Origin of the sequence: Amycolatopsis aidingensis, from assembly GCF_018885265.1 — a bacterium.
GTDB classification, from domain to species: domain Bacteria; phylum Actinomycetota; class Actinomycetes; order Mycobacteriales; family Pseudonocardiaceae; genus Amycolatopsis; species Amycolatopsis aidingensis.
The window spans coordinates 6984961-7003461 of the sequence record NZ_CP076538.1 but is presented as its reverse complement, the minus strand read 5'-3'; the positions used below and the strand labels follow the sequence as shown (position 1 = coordinate 7003461).

The window sequence follows — 18501 nt, the reverse complement described above, 5'->3', positions numbered from 1 at the left end:
ACTGACGGTGGGCGAGACCTGGCAACCCGCCGACCCGCCCGGCGGCCTCGCCGCCGAGGAAAGCAAGCGTCGTGGCCTGCGCAGGATGAAGCTGGTCGCGTTGTCCTTCCTGCTCGGTGCGCTGGTGATCTTCCTGCTGACCAGCTGGGCGCAGGCCGCTGGCTGGCCGGGCTGGGTGGGATACCTGCGGGCGGCGGCGGAGGCGGGGATGGTCGGCGCACTCGCCGACTGGTTCGCGGTCACCGCCCTGTTCCGGCATCCGCTGCGGCTGCCGATCCCGCACACCGCGATCATCCCGAACAAGAAGGACGCCCTTGGCAGCAGCCTCGGCGACTTCGTCGGCAAGAACTTCCTCTCCGAGCAGGTGGTGCGGGACAAGCTGCGCCGGGTGGAGATCTCCCGGCGGCTCGGCGGCTGGCTGGCCCAGCCCGCGAACGCCGAGCGGGTGACGGCCGAGCTGGCCACGGTGGTCCGCGGCGCGATCACCGTGCTGCGGGACGAGGACGTGCAGGCGGTGATGGAGCAGGCCGTGGCCCGCCGGATCATCGACCGCCCGTGGGGGCCGCCGCTCGGCAAGCTGCTGGACCAGGTGTTCAGCGACGGGGCTCATCACAAGCTGGTCGACCTGGTGTGTGACCGGGCCTACGAGTGGGTCCGGGACAACCACCAGACGGTGCTGCGGGTGGTGTCGGACCGGGCGCCGACCTGGTCGCCGAAGTTCGTGGACTCGATGCTCGCGGACAAGGTGTACGGCGAGGTGCTTTCCTTCTCCTGGGCGGTCAAGACCGACGTGAACCACCCGATGCGGATCGCGCTGGACAAGTTCCTCGCCGAGTTCGCCACGGACCTGCAACACGACCCGGAGACGATGGCCCGCGCCGAGCAGGTCAAGCAGCAGGTGATCGAGCACCCCGAGGTGCAGAAGCTGATCGGCTCGGCCTGGTCCACCGCGAAGGACCTGTTGCTCACCGCGGCCGAGGATCCATCGAGCGAGCTGCGCACCAGGGTGCGCGCGGGCCTGCGGGTCCTCGGCGAGCGGCTCGGCGGGCAGGACTCCCTCGGCTCGAAGGTGGACCGCTGGGTGGAGGACGCCGCGGCGCACGTGGTGCTCAACTACTCGGCCGAGATCACCACGATCATCAGCGACACGGTGGAGCGCTGGGACGCCACCGAGACCTCCCGCAGGATCGAACTCCAGGTTGGCCGCGACCTGCAGTTCATCCGGATCAACGGCACGGTCGTGGGCGCACTGGCCGGACTGGCCATCTACACCGTCGCGCACAACCTGTTCTGACTCTTCTGGGTAGAGACGTCACCCTTCCGGCGGTAGCCCTACGGAGTTATCCACATCCCTGGGTGTTATCCACAGTCGCCCTGTGGATACAGCTGTGGACGTTATGGCCGTCCGGCGGTTCAGTCCCCGGCTCGGGCCGCGCGCTCGCGCCAGCTGCGGGCCTTCTCCCTGTTCCCGCACAGCCGCATGGAGCACCAGGTACGGGAGCGGTTGCGGGACTGGTCGAAGAAGGCGCAGCGGCAGTCGTCGGCCGGGCAGATCTTCACCCGTTCCCACTGGCCGAGTACGGCCAGCCGGGCGGCGGCCGCCAGTACCGCGCCCACGACGGTGCCCGCCACCAGTTCCGGGGCGCCTGCGCGGAGCTCGACCCGCACGGAGGCGCCTGCCGGGTCCGCAGGAAGGTCCGGATCGCCGACCGCGGCCCGCAGCGCGTCCCGTGCCTGCCTGGCAGGCGCGAGGGGATCGGCCGTGCGGCCGCGCTGCTCGGCCCATGCCCGCCAGGACTCCGCCGTGCGCAGCACGTCGGTGTCGTGCTCGACGTCGACCGTGTTGAGGAAGTCGAGCACGAGGGACACATCGGAGGGCTCGGCCGCCTGCGGGGACATCTTTTCACTGTAAGTCAGCCGGGTTGCGCCGGAGCTCAATAACTAGCATTATCAATTAGGTGGTTATTCCCGATCGGCAAGGAGTCCTGGATGAGCGCCCCCGGCACGACCGCGGTACCCACCTTCGGCTCGGTGGTCCTGGACTGCCCTGACCCCGCCGCACTCGCCGCCTTCTACGCCGCCCTGCTGGACTGGCCCGCCGCGCGGGGGCAGGAGGGCTGGTACACGCTGACCAACCCGGCGGGTGGCCCGAAGCTCGAGTTCCAGCGGGTCGCGGACTACCGGCCCCCGGAATGGCCGTCCCAGACCGGTCCGCAGCAGTTCCACCTCGACCTGACCGTGCCCGACCTCGCCGCGGCGCACGAGCGCGCGATCCGGCTCGGCGCCACGGTGCTGGACACCGAGCACAAGTCGTTCTGGGTGTACGCCGACCCGGCCGGGCATCCGTTCTGCCTGTGCGCCTGCTGAAGGTCAGAACTTCGGCAGCGCCAGCGGGGCGGAAACGGCGGCCGGGTCGTGGAAGGCGAACTCCGTGCCCTCGGCGCGGAACAGCTCCGCGTACTTCGCCACCCGCTCCGGATCGAGCCGCACCCCGAGCCCCGGCCCTTCCGGCACCGTGACCTTTCCATCCACAGTGGACTCCGTGGCGCCGAAGCCCGCGGTCACATCGTCCGCGAGCAGGGCGGCGTAGCCCTGGTTGGCGTACCGGAAGTTGGGCGTCGCGGCGATCGCGTGCACGGCGGCTGCGAGCGCCACGCCGAGCTCGCCGAGGCTGTGTTTCACCACCGGCAGGCCCGCGGCCTCGCACAGCCCCGCTGATCGCTTCAGGTTGAGCAGGCCGCCGTCCATCTGGTTGTCCACAGAGAGCACGTCCGCCCCGCCCGCGTTCAGCACCGCAAGCTGGTCGTACCTGGTCCAGCTCGCCTCGTTCGCCAGGATCGGCACCCCCACCCTGCCGCGCACGTAGGCGAGCTCGGCCAGGTTGCGGCCGGAAACCGGCTGCTCGACCAGCTCCAGGTCGTACGCCTCCAGCCTGCGGATCATCCGCACGGCGGCCCCCGGTGACCAGGCCTCGTTCGCGTCCACCCGCAGCAGCGCCGAGTCACCGGCACCGGCGCGCAGTGCGGCCACCCGCTCCAGGTCCACCGCCGGATCGTCGGCGCCCACCTTGAGATAGCAGGTGCCGAAACCGGCCGAAACCGCGCGGGCCGCCTCCTCGGCCACCTGTTCCGGCGGACCGGCCGCGACGTAGTAGAAGAACTCGACCCGGTCGGCGAAGCGGCCGCCGAGCAGGTTCACCAGCGGCTGCCCGCAGAGCTTGCCGAGGATGTCCCAGCAGGCCATCTCCACCGCGGCGATCGCGGGGCTGGTCGCCTTGACGTGGTGCCAGGTGCCCACCAGCTCGATCCCGCGCACCAGCCGTTCGATCCGCAGCGGATCCGCGCCGAGCACCATCGGCTCCAGCCCGCGCAGCACCGCGAGCACGATCTCCGCGCTCGGATACGCCGCCGCCTCGCCGAGGCCGGTCACCCCCTCGTCGGTCTCCACCTCGATCAGCACACTGACCTGCCCGCGCCTGCGCCCGAAGGCCCAGACCTCGTCCCTGCGGTAGGGCACGGCCACCGGGGTGGCCCGGATGTTCGTGATACGCATCGGTACTCCTAGCCAAGCCGGATCAGCTCGCGGGTCGTGGTGGTGAGTCGTTCGGTTCCCTGCCCGGTGACCAGCACGGTGTCCGAGAGCACGTGCCCGCCGACCCAGGACATCAGGTGGAAGGTCATCCCGGCTGCGACGCGCACCTGTCCGCCGGGCCGGATGCCGAGCACCTCCCCGCCACCGACCCAGCTGGGCGGGAAGCCGATTCCCACCAGGTAGCCGCAGTGGTGCCGCATCCGCTCCCCGGCCCCCACGGCCGCCTGCCAGGCCGCGTACACCTCGCCGGTACGCACCCCCGGCCGCAGGGCCGCCGCCGCGGCGTCCACACCGGACAGGGCACGCGCGTGCGCCCGCACCGCGCCCGCGGGCGGTTCGCCGAGATAGACCGTGCGGCTCAGCGGGGCGTGGTAGCGCCGGACGCACCCGGACAGCTCGATGAACAGCCCCGTTCCGGGCTCCAGCAACCGGTCGCCCCAGGAAACATGCTCCTGGTCCAGCATCCACAATGGACGTATCAGCGGCGCGAAACCCGGTTGCTGGCCGCCATGGGTGAACATCGCCTGCCAGGCGGCCGCGGCGACCTCGCGCTCAGCCGCACCGGGCCGGGCCGCACCGATCGCGGCAGCCATTGCGGCATCGGAGACCCCGGCAGCCTGCCGGACCAGCGCGATCTCCCCGGCCGACTTCACCGCGCCGGTTGCCGAGATCAACGTGGTGGCGTCCCGCCACAGCCGGTCGGGCAGCCCGGCGCGCAGCCGGGCGTGCACCGCGGGCGGGAAGAACATCGCGGCGTCCTCGGTGCCGATCGTCCCGCCCCGCGGTGCCACCTCGGCCAGCGCGCCCGCGGCCACCGCGGCCGGGTCCTGCCCGTCCCCGAAGGTGACATGGCGGCAGCGCGGCAGCTGGGCCCGGATCGTCGGCCGTTCCATCTCCCTGGTGACCAGCGTCAGCGGTCCTTCGGCCGGCACGATCAGCAGGGTGAACGCGAAGTATCCGAGGTGGTCCAACCCGGTCAGGTAGTAGACGTTCTCCGGGCTGGCCACCGCCACCGCGGACAGACCCTCCGCGGCCATCCGGCCGCGCAGTGCGGACACCCGCGTCTCGTGCTCGCTCGCGGGTGCGCCGGAAACCAACTGTGCCGTCACGCCACCAGCCTGCGGCCGAGCCCGGCGTTAGCACCAGTGACGATTTCTGACGTTGACCATTAGCATTTCTACATGCTGGATGTACGCAGGTTGCGCCTGCTCAGGGAGCTTTCGGCGCACGGCACCATCGCCGCCACCGCCCGCGGCTGTGCGCTCACCCCCTCGGCGGTCTCCCAGCAGCTGTCCCTGCTGGAGCGCGAGGTCGGGGTGCCGCTGCTGTTCCGGGACGGGCGCAGGCTGGTGCTCACCGAGGCGGCCAGGGTGCTGGTCGGGCACACCGAGCGGATCCTCGCCGATCTGGAGCAGGCCAGCGCGGAGGTCGCCGAGCTGACCTCGGCGGTACGCGGGGTACTGCACCTGGCCGCCTTCCCCACCGCCGCGCGCACCCTGGTGCCCGGCGCGATCACCCGCTGCCGCGAGGCGCACCCTGATCTGCGGGTGCTGCTGGCCGAGCGGTCGATCCCGGAGGCGATCACCGAGCTGAAGGCGGGAGGTATCGACCTCGCGCTGATCCACGAGTACAACCTGCTGCCCCGGGTGCGGGACGCGGGTGTGGACACCGAGCCGCTGGTGCGCGAGCCGCTGCTGGCCGCGCTGCCGGCCGGTCTTCCGGCCGGTACCGGGCCGTTCGCACTGGAGGCGCTGGCCGACCAGCCGTGGATCGCCCCGCATGGCGACGAGGCGCTGCGCGCCATGCTGGAACGCGCCTGCGGCATGGCCGGGTTCACCCCGCGGGTGGACTACGTGAGCAGCGACTACACCGCGATCTTCGCGCTGGTCCGCGCCGGGCTCGGGGTGTCGCTGGTGCCGCGGATGGCGCTGGAGACAGCCGCCGGGGACATCCGGCTCGCCGAGCTCGCCTTGCCGGAACTGCACCGCACGGTCTCGGCCGCGCTGCGTACCGGCAGCCGGACCAGCCCGCCGATCGCCGCCCTGCTCGACGCGCTGCGCCGGACCGCGGCGGAGTATGCGTGACCCGTTATCCGTTGCGTAGGCTGTCGACTGTGATTTGCCCCAAATGCCAGAACATGATGCGGACGGTCGACAAGGAAGGCGTGCATATCGATCAGTGCGAAGGTTGCCGCGGGATCTTCCTCGACCACGGTGAGCTGGAGCGGATCGTGAGCGCGGAGAACGCCTACTACGGTCAAGCCGCCGCCCCGCCGCCGTACCAGGGCGCGCAGCCACATCAGCCGCCGCCCCCGCCCGGCTACCACGGTGGTGGGCACCATGGCCACAAGGACTCGCCCCGCCCGTACCGCGGCGGCTACGGCGACTCGCCGCGCCCGTACCGGGGTGGCTACGGCGATTCGCCACGGCCGTACGGCTACGGCCACAAGAAGCGCAAGCGCAGCTTCCTCGACGGCCTCTTCGACTAGGAGCTGGTCGGGATGGTGGCTGACCGAGGTGATGTGTTCGCGTGCGTCCTTGCCGGAGGCATCGCGAACCTGGCTGCGGGTCGCCTGCTTGCCCAGGTGCCTTGGTGTGCGTGGTTACGACCCGTAGACGGGTTCGTCGACCGCGCGCCTTCGGACGCAGACTAGCGGCCGGTGCTCGATCCGCGGATCTGTCCGGCCTGCGGTGACCGCGCCGAGCGTCCGCGCACCGAAGCGGCACGGGCGGTGCTGTGCTGCGCGGTCTGCGGGCACCGGTGGCCGTTCCAGCGGCTGCCGCTGTTCGCGCTGACCGGGCCGAGCGGGGCAGGCAAGTCCACGGTCGGCCCGGCACTGGCGCAGCGGCTGGCCGACCGGGTCGTGGTGCTGGAGCAGGACGTGCTGTGGACCGGCGGGTTGCGCGATGACGTGGACGGCCACCCGCTGTTCCGCTCCACCTGGCTGCGGATGGCCGCGATGGTGCACCAGAGCGGGCGCCCGGTGGTGCTCTGCGGCACCGTGGTGCCCGCCGAGTTCGAACCCCTGCCGGAGCGGGTGCTGTTCGCCGATATCCACTACCTGGCGCTGGTGGCCGAGCCGGGCGCACTGGCCGCCCGGCTGCGGGCCCGGCCCGCCTGGCGCGAGTGGTCCGAGCCGCGGATCGCCGAGATGCTGGAGTTCAACGACTGGCTGCGGGCGGGCGCCGCGGGGATGACGCCACCGGTCCGGCTGTTCGACACCACCGATGCGCCGCTCGCCGCCGCCGTGGACGCGGCCTGTGCATGGGTACGCGCCGGACTGGGAAACCTCTGAAGGCCACCACCGTTCCGGGTGGCGGGCAACACACTCGAAGGTTGCAAGCAGAGTGCTTGCAATAGCTAGCAGTCGTGCGTACCTTGGGTTGTGTTCGAGGAGGTGACCGTGATGACCGAGCCGCAGGCCGATGGCCACGGGCAGCCACCCGGTCACACCGGCCCCATCGAGAAGGTGACCGACCTCGGACGGGACATCGGGGAGTACATCCGGCAGCAGCGCAACACCGCGAAGATCTCGCTGCGCCAGCTGTCCAAGCTGGCCGGAGTGTCCAACCCGTATCTCAGCCAGATCGAGCGCGGTGTGCGCAAGCCGAGCGCGGAGATCCTGCAGCAGATCGCCAAGGGGCTGCGGATCTCGGCCGAGGCGCTCTACGTCCAGGCGGGGATTCTCGATCTTCCCGCCGGGGGTCCGGTGCCCGAGGCGATTCGCGCCGACGCCGGGCTGACCGAGCGGCAGAAGCAGGTGCTGCTCGATGTCTACGAGTCCTTCCGCCGTGAGAACGCGGCCGGAGACGAGGACCAGCACAGCAACCAGACCTCAGTCCAGGAGTGATGAACATGGCCACCGCCAAGGACACCGGTAGCAACCGGAACACCCAGAGCACCAAGGACACGGAACAGACCGGCGTGAACGCCGCGCTCGAGCAGGTGCGTGCCCCGCTGCTTGCCGCGCTCGGCGCGGGCAACCTGGCCGGTCAGGCCGTTGTCGACGCGGTCGGCAAGGCCCGCGAGCGGGTGAGCGAGGGCAGCGAGTCCGCTCGCAAGACCTTCGAGGACCTGCCGAACGAGGTGGAGTCCCTGCGCAGCAAGCTGGACCCGGCCGAGCTGCGCAAGCTGATCGACGAGTACACCGAGGCCGCGGTGAAGCTGTACCACAAGCTCACCGAGTCCGGCGAGCAAACCTGGGACCGGATCTCGGCCCAGCCGCAGGTCAAGCGGGCCATCGAGCAGCTGGAGGAGGCTCTGAACGCCGCCGGCGACCGGGTCGAGGGCGTCGCGGGCGAGACTCGCGAACGCGTGGACGAGGTGCTGGCCAGGGTGACCAAGCGCACCCGCTCCAGCGGGGAGCAGGCCGCTCGCACCGTGCAGGAGGTCGCGGGCGAGGTGGCCGAGCGGATCGAGGACGCGGGTGAGGACCTCGCGCACGAGACCCGCAGTGCCACCCGCAAGGCCGCGAACAAGACGGCCAGGGCAACCAGCACCTCGCGCGGCAGCACCAGCGCGAGCACCACGAAGAAGTCCACGAACGGCAACAACGGCTCGAAGAACAGCTGAGCCGGAGGTTCGTACCCCGGCGCCGTGCACCGGTGCCGGGGTGGCGGGCGGCACGGGGCGCTCCGCCCGGTTTGCCGTAGGCTGGTGTCGTGCCGCTGTTAGTGTATTGGATCACCGAGGCCATCCGCTGGGCCGGCGCGCTGGCCGGGCTGTTCGCCTTCGTGCACGCACTGTCCCAGCGCGCCGACGCCTACACTGCCGCGGACCGCAAGACCAAGCCGATCTGGCTGGCGATCACCGGCGGGTCCACCGCGGCCATGGCGCTGTTCGCCTTCTTCGGGCCGGGGATGATCTTCTGGCTGGCCGGGCTGATTGCCTCCCTGGTCTACATCGTGGACGTCCGGCCGAAGCTGATCGAGGTGCAACGCGGCGGCCAGAACTGGTAGACCTGCTTCCGTGCGTACCTGGACCATCGCGGGATCGCTGACCGTCGAGCCCGCCTCCCTGCGCCCGGACCTGCTTGCCGAGCCGGTTGCCAAGGCACTGCCGGAAGCCGAGGATGTCGGTGTCGTCGAGATCGACCCCGAGCTGGCCGACACCGCCGAGTTCTGCGCCGCCTACGGCTCGACCCTTTCCGCCTCGGCGAACTGCGTGGTGGTCGCGGGCAAGCGAGGCGGTGAGCTGCGTTACGCGGCGGCCATGATCCTCGCCACCACCCGGGCCGATGTGAACAACGTGCTCCGCCGCAGGCTGGACGTGCGCAAGGCCTCCTTCGCGGCGATGGACGAGGCGGTGCGGCTGACCGGGATGGCCTACGGCGGGATCACTCCGCTCGGGCTGCCCGATGGCTGGCCGGTGCTGGTGGACGAAGCCGTCGCGGCCGCACCCGAGCTGGTGATCGGCAGCGGGCTGCGCGGCAGCAAGCTGCTGGTCACCGGGGAGCTGCTGGCCGGGCTGCCCGGCGCCGAGGTGGTCCCGGGCCTCGGCAAACCTGTGAGCTGAGCGAAGGGATACCACTCCATGGGCAAGGTCACGGCAACCGCGCAGCGCAGCATCGCAGCCCCGGCTTCCCGGGTGCGCGAGCTGCTCGCCGACTACGCGGACAGCAGGCCGAAGATCCTCACCGAACAGTTCTCCGGCTACCAGGTCCTCGAGGGCGGTACCGGGGACGGCACGGTCGCCAGCTGGAAGCTGCAGGCCACCTCCAAGCGGGTCCGTGACGTCGCGGCGACGGTACGCGAGCCGGAACCGGGCACGCTGGTGGAGACCGATGCGAACTCCAGCATGGTCACCACCTGGACCGTGCGTGAGCAGGGCGAGGGCAGCCTGGTCCGGGTGCAGACCAGCTGGGACGGGGCAGGCGGGATCGGCGGCTTCTTCGAGAAGACGTTTGCTCCCGGCGGGCTGCGCCGGATCTACGAGGGCGTACTCGGCAGGCTCGACGATCTCGCGCGGCAATCGTGACCAGCCGCGGGTAGCCTGCGCGGACGTGAGCGTTTCCAAGCAAGCTACCGAGATCAGGCTCGCTTCCCGCCCGCACGGCAGGCCCACACTGGACAATTTCTCCATTGTGGACACCGAGCTCCCCGCGCCGGGCCCCGGCCAGGTGCTGGTGCGCAACCTGGTGATGAGTGTCGATCCGGCGATGCGGGGCCGGATGAGCGACCGGAAGTCCTATGTCGAGCCGTTCGAGGTCGGCAAGGCCATGCTCGGTGGTGCCGTCGGCGCGGTCGCCGAGTCAGGTGTGGACACTCTGCGCACGGGCGACCTCGTACTGCATCAGCACGGCTGGCGCTCGCACGCCGTGGTGGACGCCGAACAGGTCGTGCCGATCGACGCCGGGGCCGCGCCGCTGACCGCCTACCTCGGGGTGCTCGGCATGCCGGGGCTCACCGCCTATGCCGGGCTGTTCGACGTGGCCGGGTTCAAGGCGGGGGACACCGTGTTCGTCTCCGGCGCCGCGGGTGCCGTCGGTTCGCTGGTGGGCCAGCTCGCCAAGCTGAACGGGGCGGAGCGGGTGATCGGCAGCGCGGGCTCCGCGGAGAAGGTGGCACACCTGACCGGTGAGCTGGGGTTCGACGCCGCGTTCAACTACAAGGACGGGCCGGTCGCGCAGCAACTGCACGAAGCGGCCCCGGACGGGATCGACGTCTACTTCGACAACGTCGGCGGCGAGCACCTCGAGGCCGCGATCGACGCGATCAACCTGCATGGCCGGATCGTGGTCTGCGGGATGATCTCCCAGTACAACGCCACCGAACCGGCCTGCGCTCCGCGCAACCTTGCCCAGCTCATCGTCAAGCGGTTCAGCATCCGCGGCATGCTGGTACTGGACTACCTCTACCTGCAGCAGCAGTTCATGGCCGAGGTCGCCCCACTGGTCGCGGACGGTAGGATCAGCTACTCCGAGACCATTGTGGACGGTCTGGAGAACGCCCCGCAGGCCTTCCTCGACCTGCTCGACGGCGGCAACACCGGCAAGATGCTCGTCCGCATCGCCCACTGACGACAGTGGTCAGGCCAGCAGCCAGCGTGCGGTCAGGTCGAGGACCTCGGCGCGGTCGCGCCCGCCATGGTCGGCGGCCAGCAGGTGGGTGCCGATGGCCACCGAGAAGGCCACCATGCTGCGGACCTCCACCTCCTGCTCGTCCCGGCAGAAGGTGCGGAACATGCTGCGCAGGTAGTCCATCCGGCGGTTGTCCACCCGCCGGAGGCGTTCGGCGACCGCCGGATCGCGCCGGGACCAGTCGCGGACCGCGAGATCGACCGGCAGCAGTGAGCCGGAGAAGGTAAGCGCACCAGCCCGCCGGGCCTTGGCCCTTGCGTCCCCGCCCTCGGTCTCCACCCGCTCGATCACCTCGTCGGTGCTCCGGCGTTCCCAGGTGTCCAGCATCTCCGCCAGCAGCGCGCCGCGGTCCTCGAAATGCCAGTAGAAGCCGCCCCTGGTGACCCCGAGCGTCTTCGCGAGCGGTTCCACCCGGACGGCGTCCGGCCCGCCCCCGGCGAGGGCATGCAGCCCCGCCTCGATCCACTGGTGCCGCGGGGTGCGCGTGGGGGCCGGCATGCTCGCTCCTCATCGGTGTGACGTACGGATCTTTGACTTTGCCATCGAGCAGCGGATAGTTTCCATCCATACAGTGCTGTATGGATGGAGGGGGATGGTCATGCGGCTACGTCCACCACACAAGGGGAGTACCGATGGTTGAGGCCGTTTCCACCACCCAGGTCGCGGACCGGGTGCACGACATCGCGGTGCCTGCGGCCACCAGGACGGTCAGCAGGCTGGAGCGGATCGACTACGCGAACGCGCTGCTCGCCGAGGTCGCCTCGGCCGGGGAGCGGACCGCCGAGCAGTGGGCCAGGGCGATCCTCGAGGAAGCACCCGCCGAGACGCGCGAGATCCTCGCGCAGGGATGGGCCGAACTCGGTGTCCGGCTGGGCCTCGCCGAACCGGACCGGAGTGTGCTCGGCTGGCCGTTGCTGCGCTCCGAGGAGGAGGTCGTGCTGCTCGGAGCCGAATCGAGCTTCGGGTTGCGGGGCGAGCTGCTGGTCGAACGCAGGCCGCATGCGGTGCTCTTCGGCAGCTTCATCCAGCTCGACGGCGAGGAGGCCCGCGCCAAATGGGCCGGCATGGAGCACTACCACGCGCCGGGGATGCGCATGCTCATCGAAGGCGCTCTTGCCCGCTGACACTCACAGCGGCCGGCGCAGGCCGGGGGTCAGAAGACCACCGTGCGGTTGCCATGCACCAGCACCCGCCGCTCCAGGTGCCAGCGCAGGCCCCTGGCCAGCGTGACCTTCTCGATGTCCCGGCCCTTGCGCACCATGTCCGGCACCGAGTCACCGTGCCCGACCCGGATCACGTCCTGCTCGATGATCGGCCCGGCGTCCAGGTCCGCGGTGACGTAGTGGCAGGTCGCGCCGACCAGCTTCACCCCCCGGGCATGCGCCTGGTGGTACGGCCGGGCGCCGACGAACGAGGGCAGGAAGCTGTGGTGGATGTTCAGTGCCCGGCCCGCCCATGCCGTGCACAGCTCCGGCGGCAGGATCTGCATGAACCTGGCCAGCACCACGGCATGCGGGTCGTGCTCGTCCACCAGTTCGCGCAGCCTGCCGAACGCGGCCGCCCTGCCAGCGGCGTCCCCGCGGGGAAACGGGACGTGGTGGAACGGGATTCCGTGTGCCCTGGTGATATCGCCGAGCGCGGCATGGTTGCCGATCACCGCGGGCACCTCGATGTCCAGCTCCCCGGAAGCGACCCTGCCGAGCAGGTCGTACAGGCAGTGCCCCTCCCTGGACACCAGCAGCACCACCCGCCTGCGCTCACCCGCGTCGTCCACCTGCCAGTCGGTGTCGCTGCCCAGTGACCTGGCCACCCCGGCGAACCGCGCGCGCAGCTCGTCCACCTCGAAGGGCAGCGAGTCGGCCCGCACCTCCTGCCGGGTGAAGAACCAGCCGGTGTCCGGGTCGGTGTGGTAGGCGGCCTCGACGATCCAGCCACCAGCCTCGGCAAGGAAGGAGGAGACCCTGGCGATGATCCCGGTGCGATCCGGGCAGCCAAAAGTGATCACGTAGCGACGCTGCGAACCCAACACGGTTCGCCATCCTGCCTGGTGCCGGTCAGGGTGCGCGCAAGGGCTCCAGCAGCCCGGCGTCCCCGGACGTCACGGCGCGACTCGGCCGGCCCCATACCGCCCGGTACACCGAGTCCGCCGTGCCCGCGATGGTGGCTCCGGCCTCGAACCCGGCAGGCACCGCCGCACCGGCCTGCACCACCGGCGCCGCGCCGGGTTCCAGCCGCACGGTCCACACCCGGCCCGCGTCCGCGGCGTGCACCAGCACCTCGCCCGTGGTCGCACCGCTGGTCCAGCCGTCCGGCCTGCTCGGAAGCAGCCAGGCCAGCAGCTCGTCGATCCCGTCCGCGGCGAACTCCGGGTCGAAGCCCACGGTTTCCGGTCCCAGCGCGAGCTCGGCGTCCACCCGGTGGATGGCGGCCTCGTGCGCCTGCCTGCGCGCCCAGGAGGCCGCGGTGGGCGGGAACAGCCGGAACGGCATCCAGGCCGGTGCGTCCGGTCCGGCCGCGAACGCCTCGAACAGGCCGGTGCGCTGCTCGGCCCACCAGTCCAGCAGTTCCGCCCATTCCTCCGGCGGGGTGCCTGCCCCAGCCCGTTCACCGCTCGGGTCGGCCATCGTCGCTCGTACCGAGGAATGCACCCTGGCGATGTGCCGGACCAGCTTGCGCATCGTCCACCCCGGGCAGCTCGGTACCGGGGCGTCCGGTCCCGCCGTCGTCGCGGCGTTCAGCAGGCCGGTCGAGTGGATCTCGATCGCGTGCACGAAGTCGGAGTACCGCACGCCGCGAGCGTAGCCGCCGGAAGACCTCGATGGTGACCACAGTCAGCAAGCCGAGCGCGAACGCCAGCAGCAGGCCCTTCACGGGCTGCTCGGTGAAGCTCGCCCCGCCGATATAGCCGATCAGCACGCTGTAACCGGCCCAGATGCTGGTGCCAACGGCATCCAGTGCGGCGAACCGGGTGGCGGGGAAGCGCATGCTCCCGGTGGCCAGCGCGGAGGCGACCCTGCCGCCCGGCAGGTACCGGCCCGCGACGATCAGCGCGGTGGCGTGCCGCTCCACCGTGGCGCGGGCCCAGAGATACTGTTGCCTGCCCCGCTCGCCGCGCTGCAGCCTGCGCAACGCGAGCGGCCCGGCGCCCCGGCCGATCCAGTAGCCGAGGCAGTCGCCGGCCAGTGCGCCGCCCGCGGCGACCACGGCCAGCAGCGCCAGCTTGCCGGGGTCCGGGCCGATCAGCACGGCGACGGTGATCACCGTGGTCTCGCTCGGCATGAACGGCAGCAGCGCGTCCAGCCCGGCGACCAGGAACACCACCACCCACAGCCAGGGCGAGCCGAGCGTGCCCTGCAGCACCTCGGTGAGCCGGTGCAGCAGGTCAAGCATGGACCGGACCGCCGAGATGGGAGCAGGCGAGCTCGGCGGCTCCGGCCGCGCGGATCCGCCGTTGCGCGGTGGCGGCGAGTGTGCGGCGGTCACCCTCGGCTGCCAGCACCTCGTGTGCCCGCAGCCGCAGCGTCAGCCCGCTCGCCGTCAGTACCCTGCCCAGCGAGGCTGCCAGGGTGTCGTCCCCGACGAAGGCGCTGACGGTGCTCGGCCGTCCCCCCTGGAAGTACTCGATTGTCAGCGGGCGGACGGGCGCGCCCGCGTCCAGCGCGGCCTGGAACGGGGCGCGCCGGAAGTCCCCACCGGGAAGGGAGCACCAGGTCGTGCCCTCCGGGAACACCATCACCGAACGCCCGGAACACAGGGTCTCCGCCAGTTCGGCGACGCTGGCGGGCAGTTCGCGCAGGGCGTGCCGGTCCACGAAGCAGGTGCCCAGCCTGGCGGCCAGGCTGCCGATCACCGGCCAGTCCCGTACCTCCCGCTTGGCCACGAAGGACAGTGGCTCGATGGCCAGCAGGGCCACGATGTCCAGCCAGGAGATGTGGTTGGCCACGATCAGTGTGCCAGGGGCGCCGGGGCCGCCAGGGACGCTGAGCCGGTCGATATCGCTGTCGACCCGGACATCCAGCGCGTTCAGCACCCGCAGGGCATGCCGCTCGACCTGCGTGCCGCCGAGCACCGACGGCGCGCGGCCCAGTAGCGCCGAGGCTGCCGCGCCCGCACGCTTCATGGTGGTCATCCTCGCCGCTCTGGTTTGAGCGTGGGTGACACATCTGGGTGTACATGGTGAGTACACCCGATAGGCGTTCACTGTTCGTCCCCCAGGAAGTAATGCACGTAGCGCTGATCGGCGCGGTCGAGTTGCAGCAGGGTGAAGAAGTCGGCGACGTTGAACTCCGGGTCGTGCGCAGGCGGGCCACAGACCCAGGCCCCCAGCCTCAGGTACCCCCGGAACAGCGGCGGTAGCTGGGCGTAGTTCGGGCGCTGCTGCTGCGCGGGCGCCTGCTCGGGGTTCCACGGATGCAGTGGGCGGACCCGCAGCTCCTGCGGGCTGGCGTGGTTCTGCTCGGCCAGCCGCCAGGCGTTCGCCGCGGTCGCCCCGCCGTCGTGCAGCGGAACCGAGGCGGCCCCGGCGAGATAGCGGTGCCCGGACAGCAGGGCGTACCGGCCGAGCGCTGCCCACATCTGGGTGATCACCGCGCCGGTGCGGTGCTCAGGGTGTACGCAGGAGCGTCCGGTTTCCACCACGGCGTCCCGGATGCCGTCCAGCGCCGAAAGGTCGAACTCGCTGTCGGAGTACAGCCCTTCCCTGCGGCCGGGCGGTAGCAGGCGGTAGGTGCCGACGATCTCCTCGGTGTCCGCGCGTCGCACGATCAGGTGATCGCACGCCTCGTCGTACTCGTCCACGTCCAGCCCGTCGACCAGGGAGTTGAGCGTGGCGCCGAACTCGCCCGCGAACACGCGGTAACGCAACCGCTGCGCCTCCCGGACCTGCTCCGGCGTTTCGGCGATCGAAGCCGTGTACTGGATCGTCCGGTCAGTCGTCGACGACAATGAGTGCCTCCGTTCATCGGGACCGGGTCCCGTGTCCTCCCCGCGGCCATCGCGTTCGGCCAGCTCATCGGTTGTCCCCCAACGTGGTGGCAGCCCGCATGACGGTGTGTGGTGTGAGCTGGACGGCAAACTGCGTCGCCCGGTAGTACTTCATGATCATTCCGTCCCCGGCGGTTTCCAGCACGCCGGTGACCAGGCGACGATACGCAGTCGTTGCGGATTGGCCAGCGCGGTGCGGACACGCAGCAGCTCGTCACCTCGAGGAGTCTCCTCGTTCATCGGGGGTCATTCTTTCACCTGTAAACAGATGCTGACAGGTGAAAAAATCCGGAACCAGCCACTTTCGCCAATATCAGGGACAAGTCCGGGTGTCCCTGATCGTGCCGTGGTCGAGGATCGCTCGAGAAGGCCGGGGTGCGAACCAGTCAGCGCGGGGCGACCGAGGCCCATGGCACGGTCAGCTCCCCGAGCCGCCAGCGGTCCCGCCGGTTCAGCACCGGCCAGCCGCGTTCGGTGAGCAGGCGTACCGTCTCCGTCCACCTGGCCCGCGGCCCGTAGCCGCGCAGTGGCGCCGCCGCCCGCCAACACGAGTCCAAAGTAGACATAAGTAGATAAACGGGTTCACCCGGAACATTGCGGTGGATCAGTACTTTGGGTAGCCGGGTAGCCACAGTGGAGGGAAGTTCCAGGCTGGACACCCGGCAGGACAGGGTGAGCGTGCGCGGTCCGCTGTGGTCGATCGTGACCCAGGAGCAAAGCCTGCCGAGTTCGTCACAGGTGCCATCGACCAGCAGGCCGCCGGGCTGGATCCGCTCCAGCATGGCCAGCCAGGAACTCGCCACCGCGGCCTCCTCGTACTGGCGCAGCACGTTGAACGCGCGCACCAGGACCGGCCGGACCCCGGCGAGTTCGAACCCGCCGCGCCGGAAGTCCAGCCACGGCGGTTCGGCCACTGCGCGGGCGGCGGCCACCCGTTCGGGGTCCAGTTCCAGGCCGAGTACCCGCACCGCGGGAACCGCCCTGCGCAGTCGCCGGGCCAGCTCCACCGTGGTCACCGGGGACGCGCCGTAGCCGAGGTCCACCACCAGCGGGTCCGCCGCGGCCCGCAGCCGCGCGGTCGCCCGGTGGTCGCTGGTCAGCCAGCGATCGACCCGGCGCAGCCGGTTCGGGTTGGTGGTCCCCCTGGTGGGCATGCCGAGCGGTGCGCGCCCGGCGCCCCCTAGTTGTCCGCGCCGAGCCACGACGCGGTGAACTCGGCCTCCCGCTCGAGCAGCTTGGTCACCTGCTCGGCGATGACGCCCTCCAGCTTGCCGCCGACCAGCGGGATCCGCACTGTCACCTCGCCGGTGGTGCGCAGCACGGCGCCCTCGCCCCCGGTGCGCAACTCGGTGCGGGCGGTGATCCGGCCGGGCACTCCGTCCACGGTGGCCGTCGCGGTTCCGGTGTAGACCTCGTCCGCGCCGGTGCGCTGCCAGCGTTGCTCGCGATGCACGATCAGGTCGCCCCGGTGCAGCGAGCGCACCACCTGCGGTAGCCGATCCGCCGGAATGCCCTGTACCAGGGTGAACCGCACCCCGTCCGCGCCGGCCTCGTGCTCGGCGAGCCGTGCCTGCTGGCCGCCGATCTCCGCCAGCCGGGCCCGCAGGGCGGCGGCATCGGTCTGCGTGCGGTACACCTCGCCGACGCTGTGCGGGAACTCCGCGCGGTGCTCGATACGGGACGCCATGGGACCGGACAGTACCGTTCGGGTCTGTGAGCGCTGTGGAAACGGGTACCGGAATGACCTTGGCGAGTTACACCACCCTGCGGCTCGGCGGGCCGGCCGAGCGGTTCCTTGTCGCCGGTACGGAGGCGGAGCTGGTGGACCGGGTGCGGGCCGCCGACGCGGCCGGTGAGCCGCTGCTGCTGCTCGGCGGCGGCTCGAACCTGGTCGTGGCGGACGAGGGGTTCCCTGGCACCGTACTGCGCATCGGCACCGGCGGCTGGGAACGGGACAAACAGGACGGTGCCGAGGTCGAGGTGGAGGCGGCTGCCGGCGCGCAGTGGGACGAGTTCGTCGCGGCCACCGTCGAGCACGGCCTCGGTGGCCTCGAGTGTCTTTCCGGGATTCCCGGCCTGGTCGGTGCCACCCCGATCCAGAACGTCGGCGCATACGGCTGTGAGGTCAGCGACCTGATCGTGGCGGTGCGGCTGTACGACCGCCGCGACGGCGAGGTGCGCACGCTGGCCGCGAGCGAGCTGGGCTTCGCCTACCGCACGAGTGTGCTCAAGGGCACCGACCGCGGGGTCGTGCTCGGGGTGCGCTTCCGGCTGCGGGCCGACGGCCTCTCCCAGCCGATCCACTACGCCGAGCTGGCACGGACCCTCGGCGTGCGCACCGGCGAGCGGGTACCAGCCGAGCGGGCGCGGGCGGCCGTGCTCACCCTGCGCCGCGGCAAGGGCATGGTGCTGGAGGCCGCGGATCACGACACCTGGAGCGCGGGCTCCTTCTTCACCAACCCGATCCTCGCCGAGTCCGAGCTGCCCGCGGTGCTGGCCAGGATCGCCGAGGTGGCCGGGGCGGACGCGGCGGTGCCGCGCTATCCGGCGCCCGAGGGGGTCAAGCTGTCCGCGGCCTGGCTGATCGAGCGGGCCGGATTCGGCAAGGGGCACCCCGGTCCTGGCGGCCGGGTGGCGCTGTCCGGCAAGCACACCCTCGCCCTGACCAACCGGGGCGGCGCCAGCACCGCGGACCTGCTGGCGCTGGCCCGCGAGGTGCGGGACGGGGTGCGCACCGCCTTCGGCGTCACTCTGCGCCCCGAACCCCTGCTCATCAACTGCACCCTGTGAGTGCCCTGAACGTGGCGTTCACGACGCTCGGCGTCGCGAACGGCACTTTTGAGACGTTC

The 18501-nt window shown here is 71.0% G+C and carries 24 protein-coding genes and 1 pseudogene; 13 read left to right on the top strand and 12 right to left on the bottom strand.

Features of this window, described 5'->3' with window-relative positions:
* The first annotated feature begins 1 nt into the window (after position 1).
* Positions 2–1294, top strand: coding sequence for a DUF445 domain-containing protein (locus tag KOI47_RS32165; RefSeq protein ID WP_408629963.1), 1293 nt, complete (start codon positions 2–4; stop codon positions 1292–1294).
* A gap of 119 nt (positions 1295–1413) precedes the next feature.
* Here KOI47_RS32165 and KOI47_RS32160 read toward each other — a convergent pair whose 3' ends face one another.
* Positions 1414–1899 (bottom strand): CGNR zinc finger domain-containing protein, encoded by a 486-nt coding sequence (locus KOI47_RS32160; protein ID WP_216210798.1) that lies wholly within the window; start codon positions 1897–1899, stop codon positions 1414–1416.
* A gap of 90 nt (positions 1900–1989) precedes the next feature.
* Between KOI47_RS32160 and KOI47_RS32155 the strand changes: the two genes are divergently transcribed.
* Positions 1990–2367 (top strand): VOC family protein, encoded by a 378-nt coding sequence (locus tag KOI47_RS32155; protein ID WP_216210797.1) that lies wholly within the window; start codon positions 1990–1992, stop codon positions 2365–2367.
* Between the two features lie 3 nt (positions 2368–2370).
* Here the strand turns inward: KOI47_RS32155 and KOI47_RS32150 are convergent, their stop codons facing one another.
* Both KOI47_RS32150 and KOI47_RS32145 read right to left on the bottom strand, forming a co-directional pair.
* Positions 2371–3552 carry a mandelate racemase/muconate lactonizing enzyme family protein gene (locus KOI47_RS32150; protein ID WP_216210796.1) on the bottom strand — a complete coding sequence of 394 codons (1182 nt, stop codon included), beginning with the start codon at positions 3550–3552 and terminating at the stop codon, positions 2371–2373.
* A gap of 8 nt (positions 3553–3560) precedes the next feature.
* Positions 3561–4700 (bottom strand): M24 family metallopeptidase, encoded by a 1140-nt coding sequence (locus tag KOI47_RS32145; RefSeq protein ID WP_216210795.1) that lies wholly within the window; start codon positions 4698–4700, stop codon positions 3561–3563.
* A 72-nt stretch (positions 4701–4772) separates the two neighbouring features.
* Here KOI47_RS32145 and KOI47_RS32140 point away from each other — a divergent pair, with 72 nt between their 5' ends.
* From KOI47_RS32140 to KOI47_RS32100, 9 genes are all read left to right on the top strand, one after another.
* The gene (locus KOI47_RS32140) at positions 4773–5675 is read left to right on the top strand and encodes a LysR family transcriptional regulator (RefSeq protein WP_216210794.1); all 903 of its coding nucleotides are present in this window, start codon (positions 4773–4775) and stop codon (positions 5673–5675) included.
* Between the two features lie 29 nt (positions 5676–5704).
* Entirely contained in the window at positions 5705–6079 is a 375-nt protein-coding gene (locus KOI47_RS32135) for a TFIIB-type zinc ribbon-containing protein (protein WP_216210793.1), read from the top strand.
* Between the two features lie 171 nt (positions 6080–6250).
* A complete protein-coding gene (locus KOI47_RS32130) occupies positions 6251–6886 on the top strand; it encodes an AAA family ATPase (RefSeq protein ID WP_216210792.1) in 636 nt (211 codons plus the stop codon).
* Between the two features lie 111 nt (positions 6887–6997).
* Positions 6998–7441: a helix-turn-helix domain-containing protein gene (locus KOI47_RS32125; RefSeq protein ID WP_232376391.1), complete on the top strand. Its 444-nt coding sequence runs from the start codon at positions 6998–7000 to the stop codon at positions 7439–7441.
* A gap of 5 nt (positions 7442–7446) precedes the next feature.
* Positions 7447–8163 carry a hypothetical protein gene (locus KOI47_RS32120; RefSeq protein WP_232376390.1) on the top strand — a complete coding sequence of 239 codons (717 nt, stop codon included), beginning with the start codon at positions 7447–7449 and terminating at the stop codon, positions 8161–8163.
* A gap of 89 nt (positions 8164–8252) precedes the next feature.
* Positions 8253–8549: a DUF2516 family protein gene (locus KOI47_RS32115; RefSeq protein ID WP_216210791.1), complete on the top strand. Its 297-nt coding sequence runs from the start codon at positions 8253–8255 to the stop codon at positions 8547–8549.
* Between the two features lie 10 nt (positions 8550–8559).
* A complete protein-coding gene (locus tag KOI47_RS32110) occupies positions 8560–9105 on the top strand; it encodes a YbaK/EbsC family protein (protein WP_216210790.1) in 546 nt (181 codons plus the stop codon).
* Between the two features lie 18 nt (positions 9106–9123).
* On the top strand, positions 9124–9567 hold the full coding sequence (locus KOI47_RS32105; protein WP_216210789.1) for an SRPBCC family protein: 444 nt from the start codon (positions 9124–9126) through the stop codon (positions 9565–9567).
* A 25-nt stretch (positions 9568–9592) separates the two neighbouring features.
* Positions 9593–10609, top strand: a complete 1017-nt coding sequence (locus KOI47_RS32100; protein ID WP_216210788.1) for an NADP-dependent oxidoreductase — start codon at positions 9593–9595, stop codon at positions 10607–10609.
* Positions 10610–10618: 9 nt separating this feature from the next.
* On the opposite strand, the gene KOI47_RS32095 is transcribed toward KOI47_RS32100, so the two are convergent.
* A complete protein-coding gene (locus tag KOI47_RS32095) occupies positions 10619–11167 on the bottom strand; it encodes a TetR/AcrR family transcriptional regulator (RefSeq protein ID WP_216210787.1) in 549 nt (182 codons plus the stop codon).
* A gap of 134 nt (positions 11168–11301) precedes the next feature.
* Between KOI47_RS32095 and KOI47_RS32090 the strand changes: the two genes are divergently transcribed.
* Complete coding sequence (locus KOI47_RS32090; protein WP_216210786.1) at positions 11302–11793, top strand: hypothetical protein; 492 nt, start codon at positions 11302–11304, stop codon at positions 11791–11793.
* Positions 11794–11822: 29 nt separating this feature from the next.
* Here the strand turns inward: KOI47_RS32090 and purU are convergent, their stop codons facing one another.
* The 8 genes and pseudogenes from purU to KOI47_RS32050 form a co-directional block, all read right to left on the bottom strand.
* Complete coding sequence (purU, locus tag KOI47_RS32085) at positions 11823–12674, bottom strand: formyltetrahydrofolate deformylase (RefSeq protein WP_216210785.1); 852 nt, start codon at positions 12672–12674, stop codon at positions 11823–11825.
* Between the two features lie 49 nt (positions 12675–12723).
* A pseudogene (locus KOI47_RS32080) lies at positions 12724–13362 on the bottom strand (maleylpyruvate isomerase family mycothiol-dependent enzyme); the annotation flags it as partial.
* Positions 13274–14059 carry a DedA family protein gene (locus KOI47_RS32075; protein WP_232376389.1) on the bottom strand — a complete coding sequence of 262 codons (786 nt, stop codon included), beginning with the start codon at positions 14057–14059 and terminating at the stop codon, positions 13274–13276. The gene KOI47_RS32075 and the pseudogene KOI47_RS32080, both read right to left, overlap by 89 nt.
* Positions 14052–14798 carry a lysophospholipid acyltransferase family protein gene (locus KOI47_RS32070; protein ID WP_232376388.1) on the bottom strand — a complete coding sequence of 249 codons (747 nt, stop codon included), beginning with the start codon at positions 14796–14798 and terminating at the stop codon, positions 14052–14054. The genes KOI47_RS32075 and KOI47_RS32070 overlap by 8 nt, the downstream gene beginning before the upstream one ends.
* A gap of 68 nt (positions 14799–14866) precedes the next feature.
* Positions 14867–15613, bottom strand: a complete 747-nt coding sequence (locus tag KOI47_RS32065) for a GNAT family N-acetyltransferase (RefSeq protein WP_216210784.1) — start codon at positions 15611–15613, stop codon at positions 14867–14869.
* A gap of 156 nt (positions 15614–15769) precedes the next feature.
* Positions 15770–15892 (bottom strand): hypothetical protein, encoded by a 123-nt coding sequence (locus KOI47_RS36220; protein WP_269756679.1) that lies wholly within the window; start codon positions 15890–15892, stop codon positions 15770–15772.
* A 146-nt stretch (positions 15893–16038) separates the two neighbouring features.
* Positions 16039–16806, bottom strand: coding sequence for a class I SAM-dependent methyltransferase (locus tag KOI47_RS32055; protein ID WP_216210783.1), 768 nt, complete (start codon positions 16804–16806; stop codon positions 16039–16041).
* A gap of 26 nt (positions 16807–16832) precedes the next feature.
* Positions 16833–17339, bottom strand: a complete 507-nt coding sequence (locus tag KOI47_RS32050) for a DUF2505 domain-containing protein (RefSeq protein ID WP_216210781.1) — start codon at positions 17337–17339, stop codon at positions 16833–16835.
* 26 nt (positions 17340–17365) lie between these two features.
* Between KOI47_RS32050 and KOI47_RS32045 the strand changes: the two genes are divergently transcribed.
* Positions 17366–18442 (top strand): UDP-N-acetylmuramate dehydrogenase, encoded by a 1077-nt coding sequence (locus KOI47_RS32045; protein WP_216210780.1) that lies wholly within the window; start codon positions 17366–17368, stop codon positions 18440–18442.
* Positions 18443–18501 lie beyond the last annotated feature (59 nt).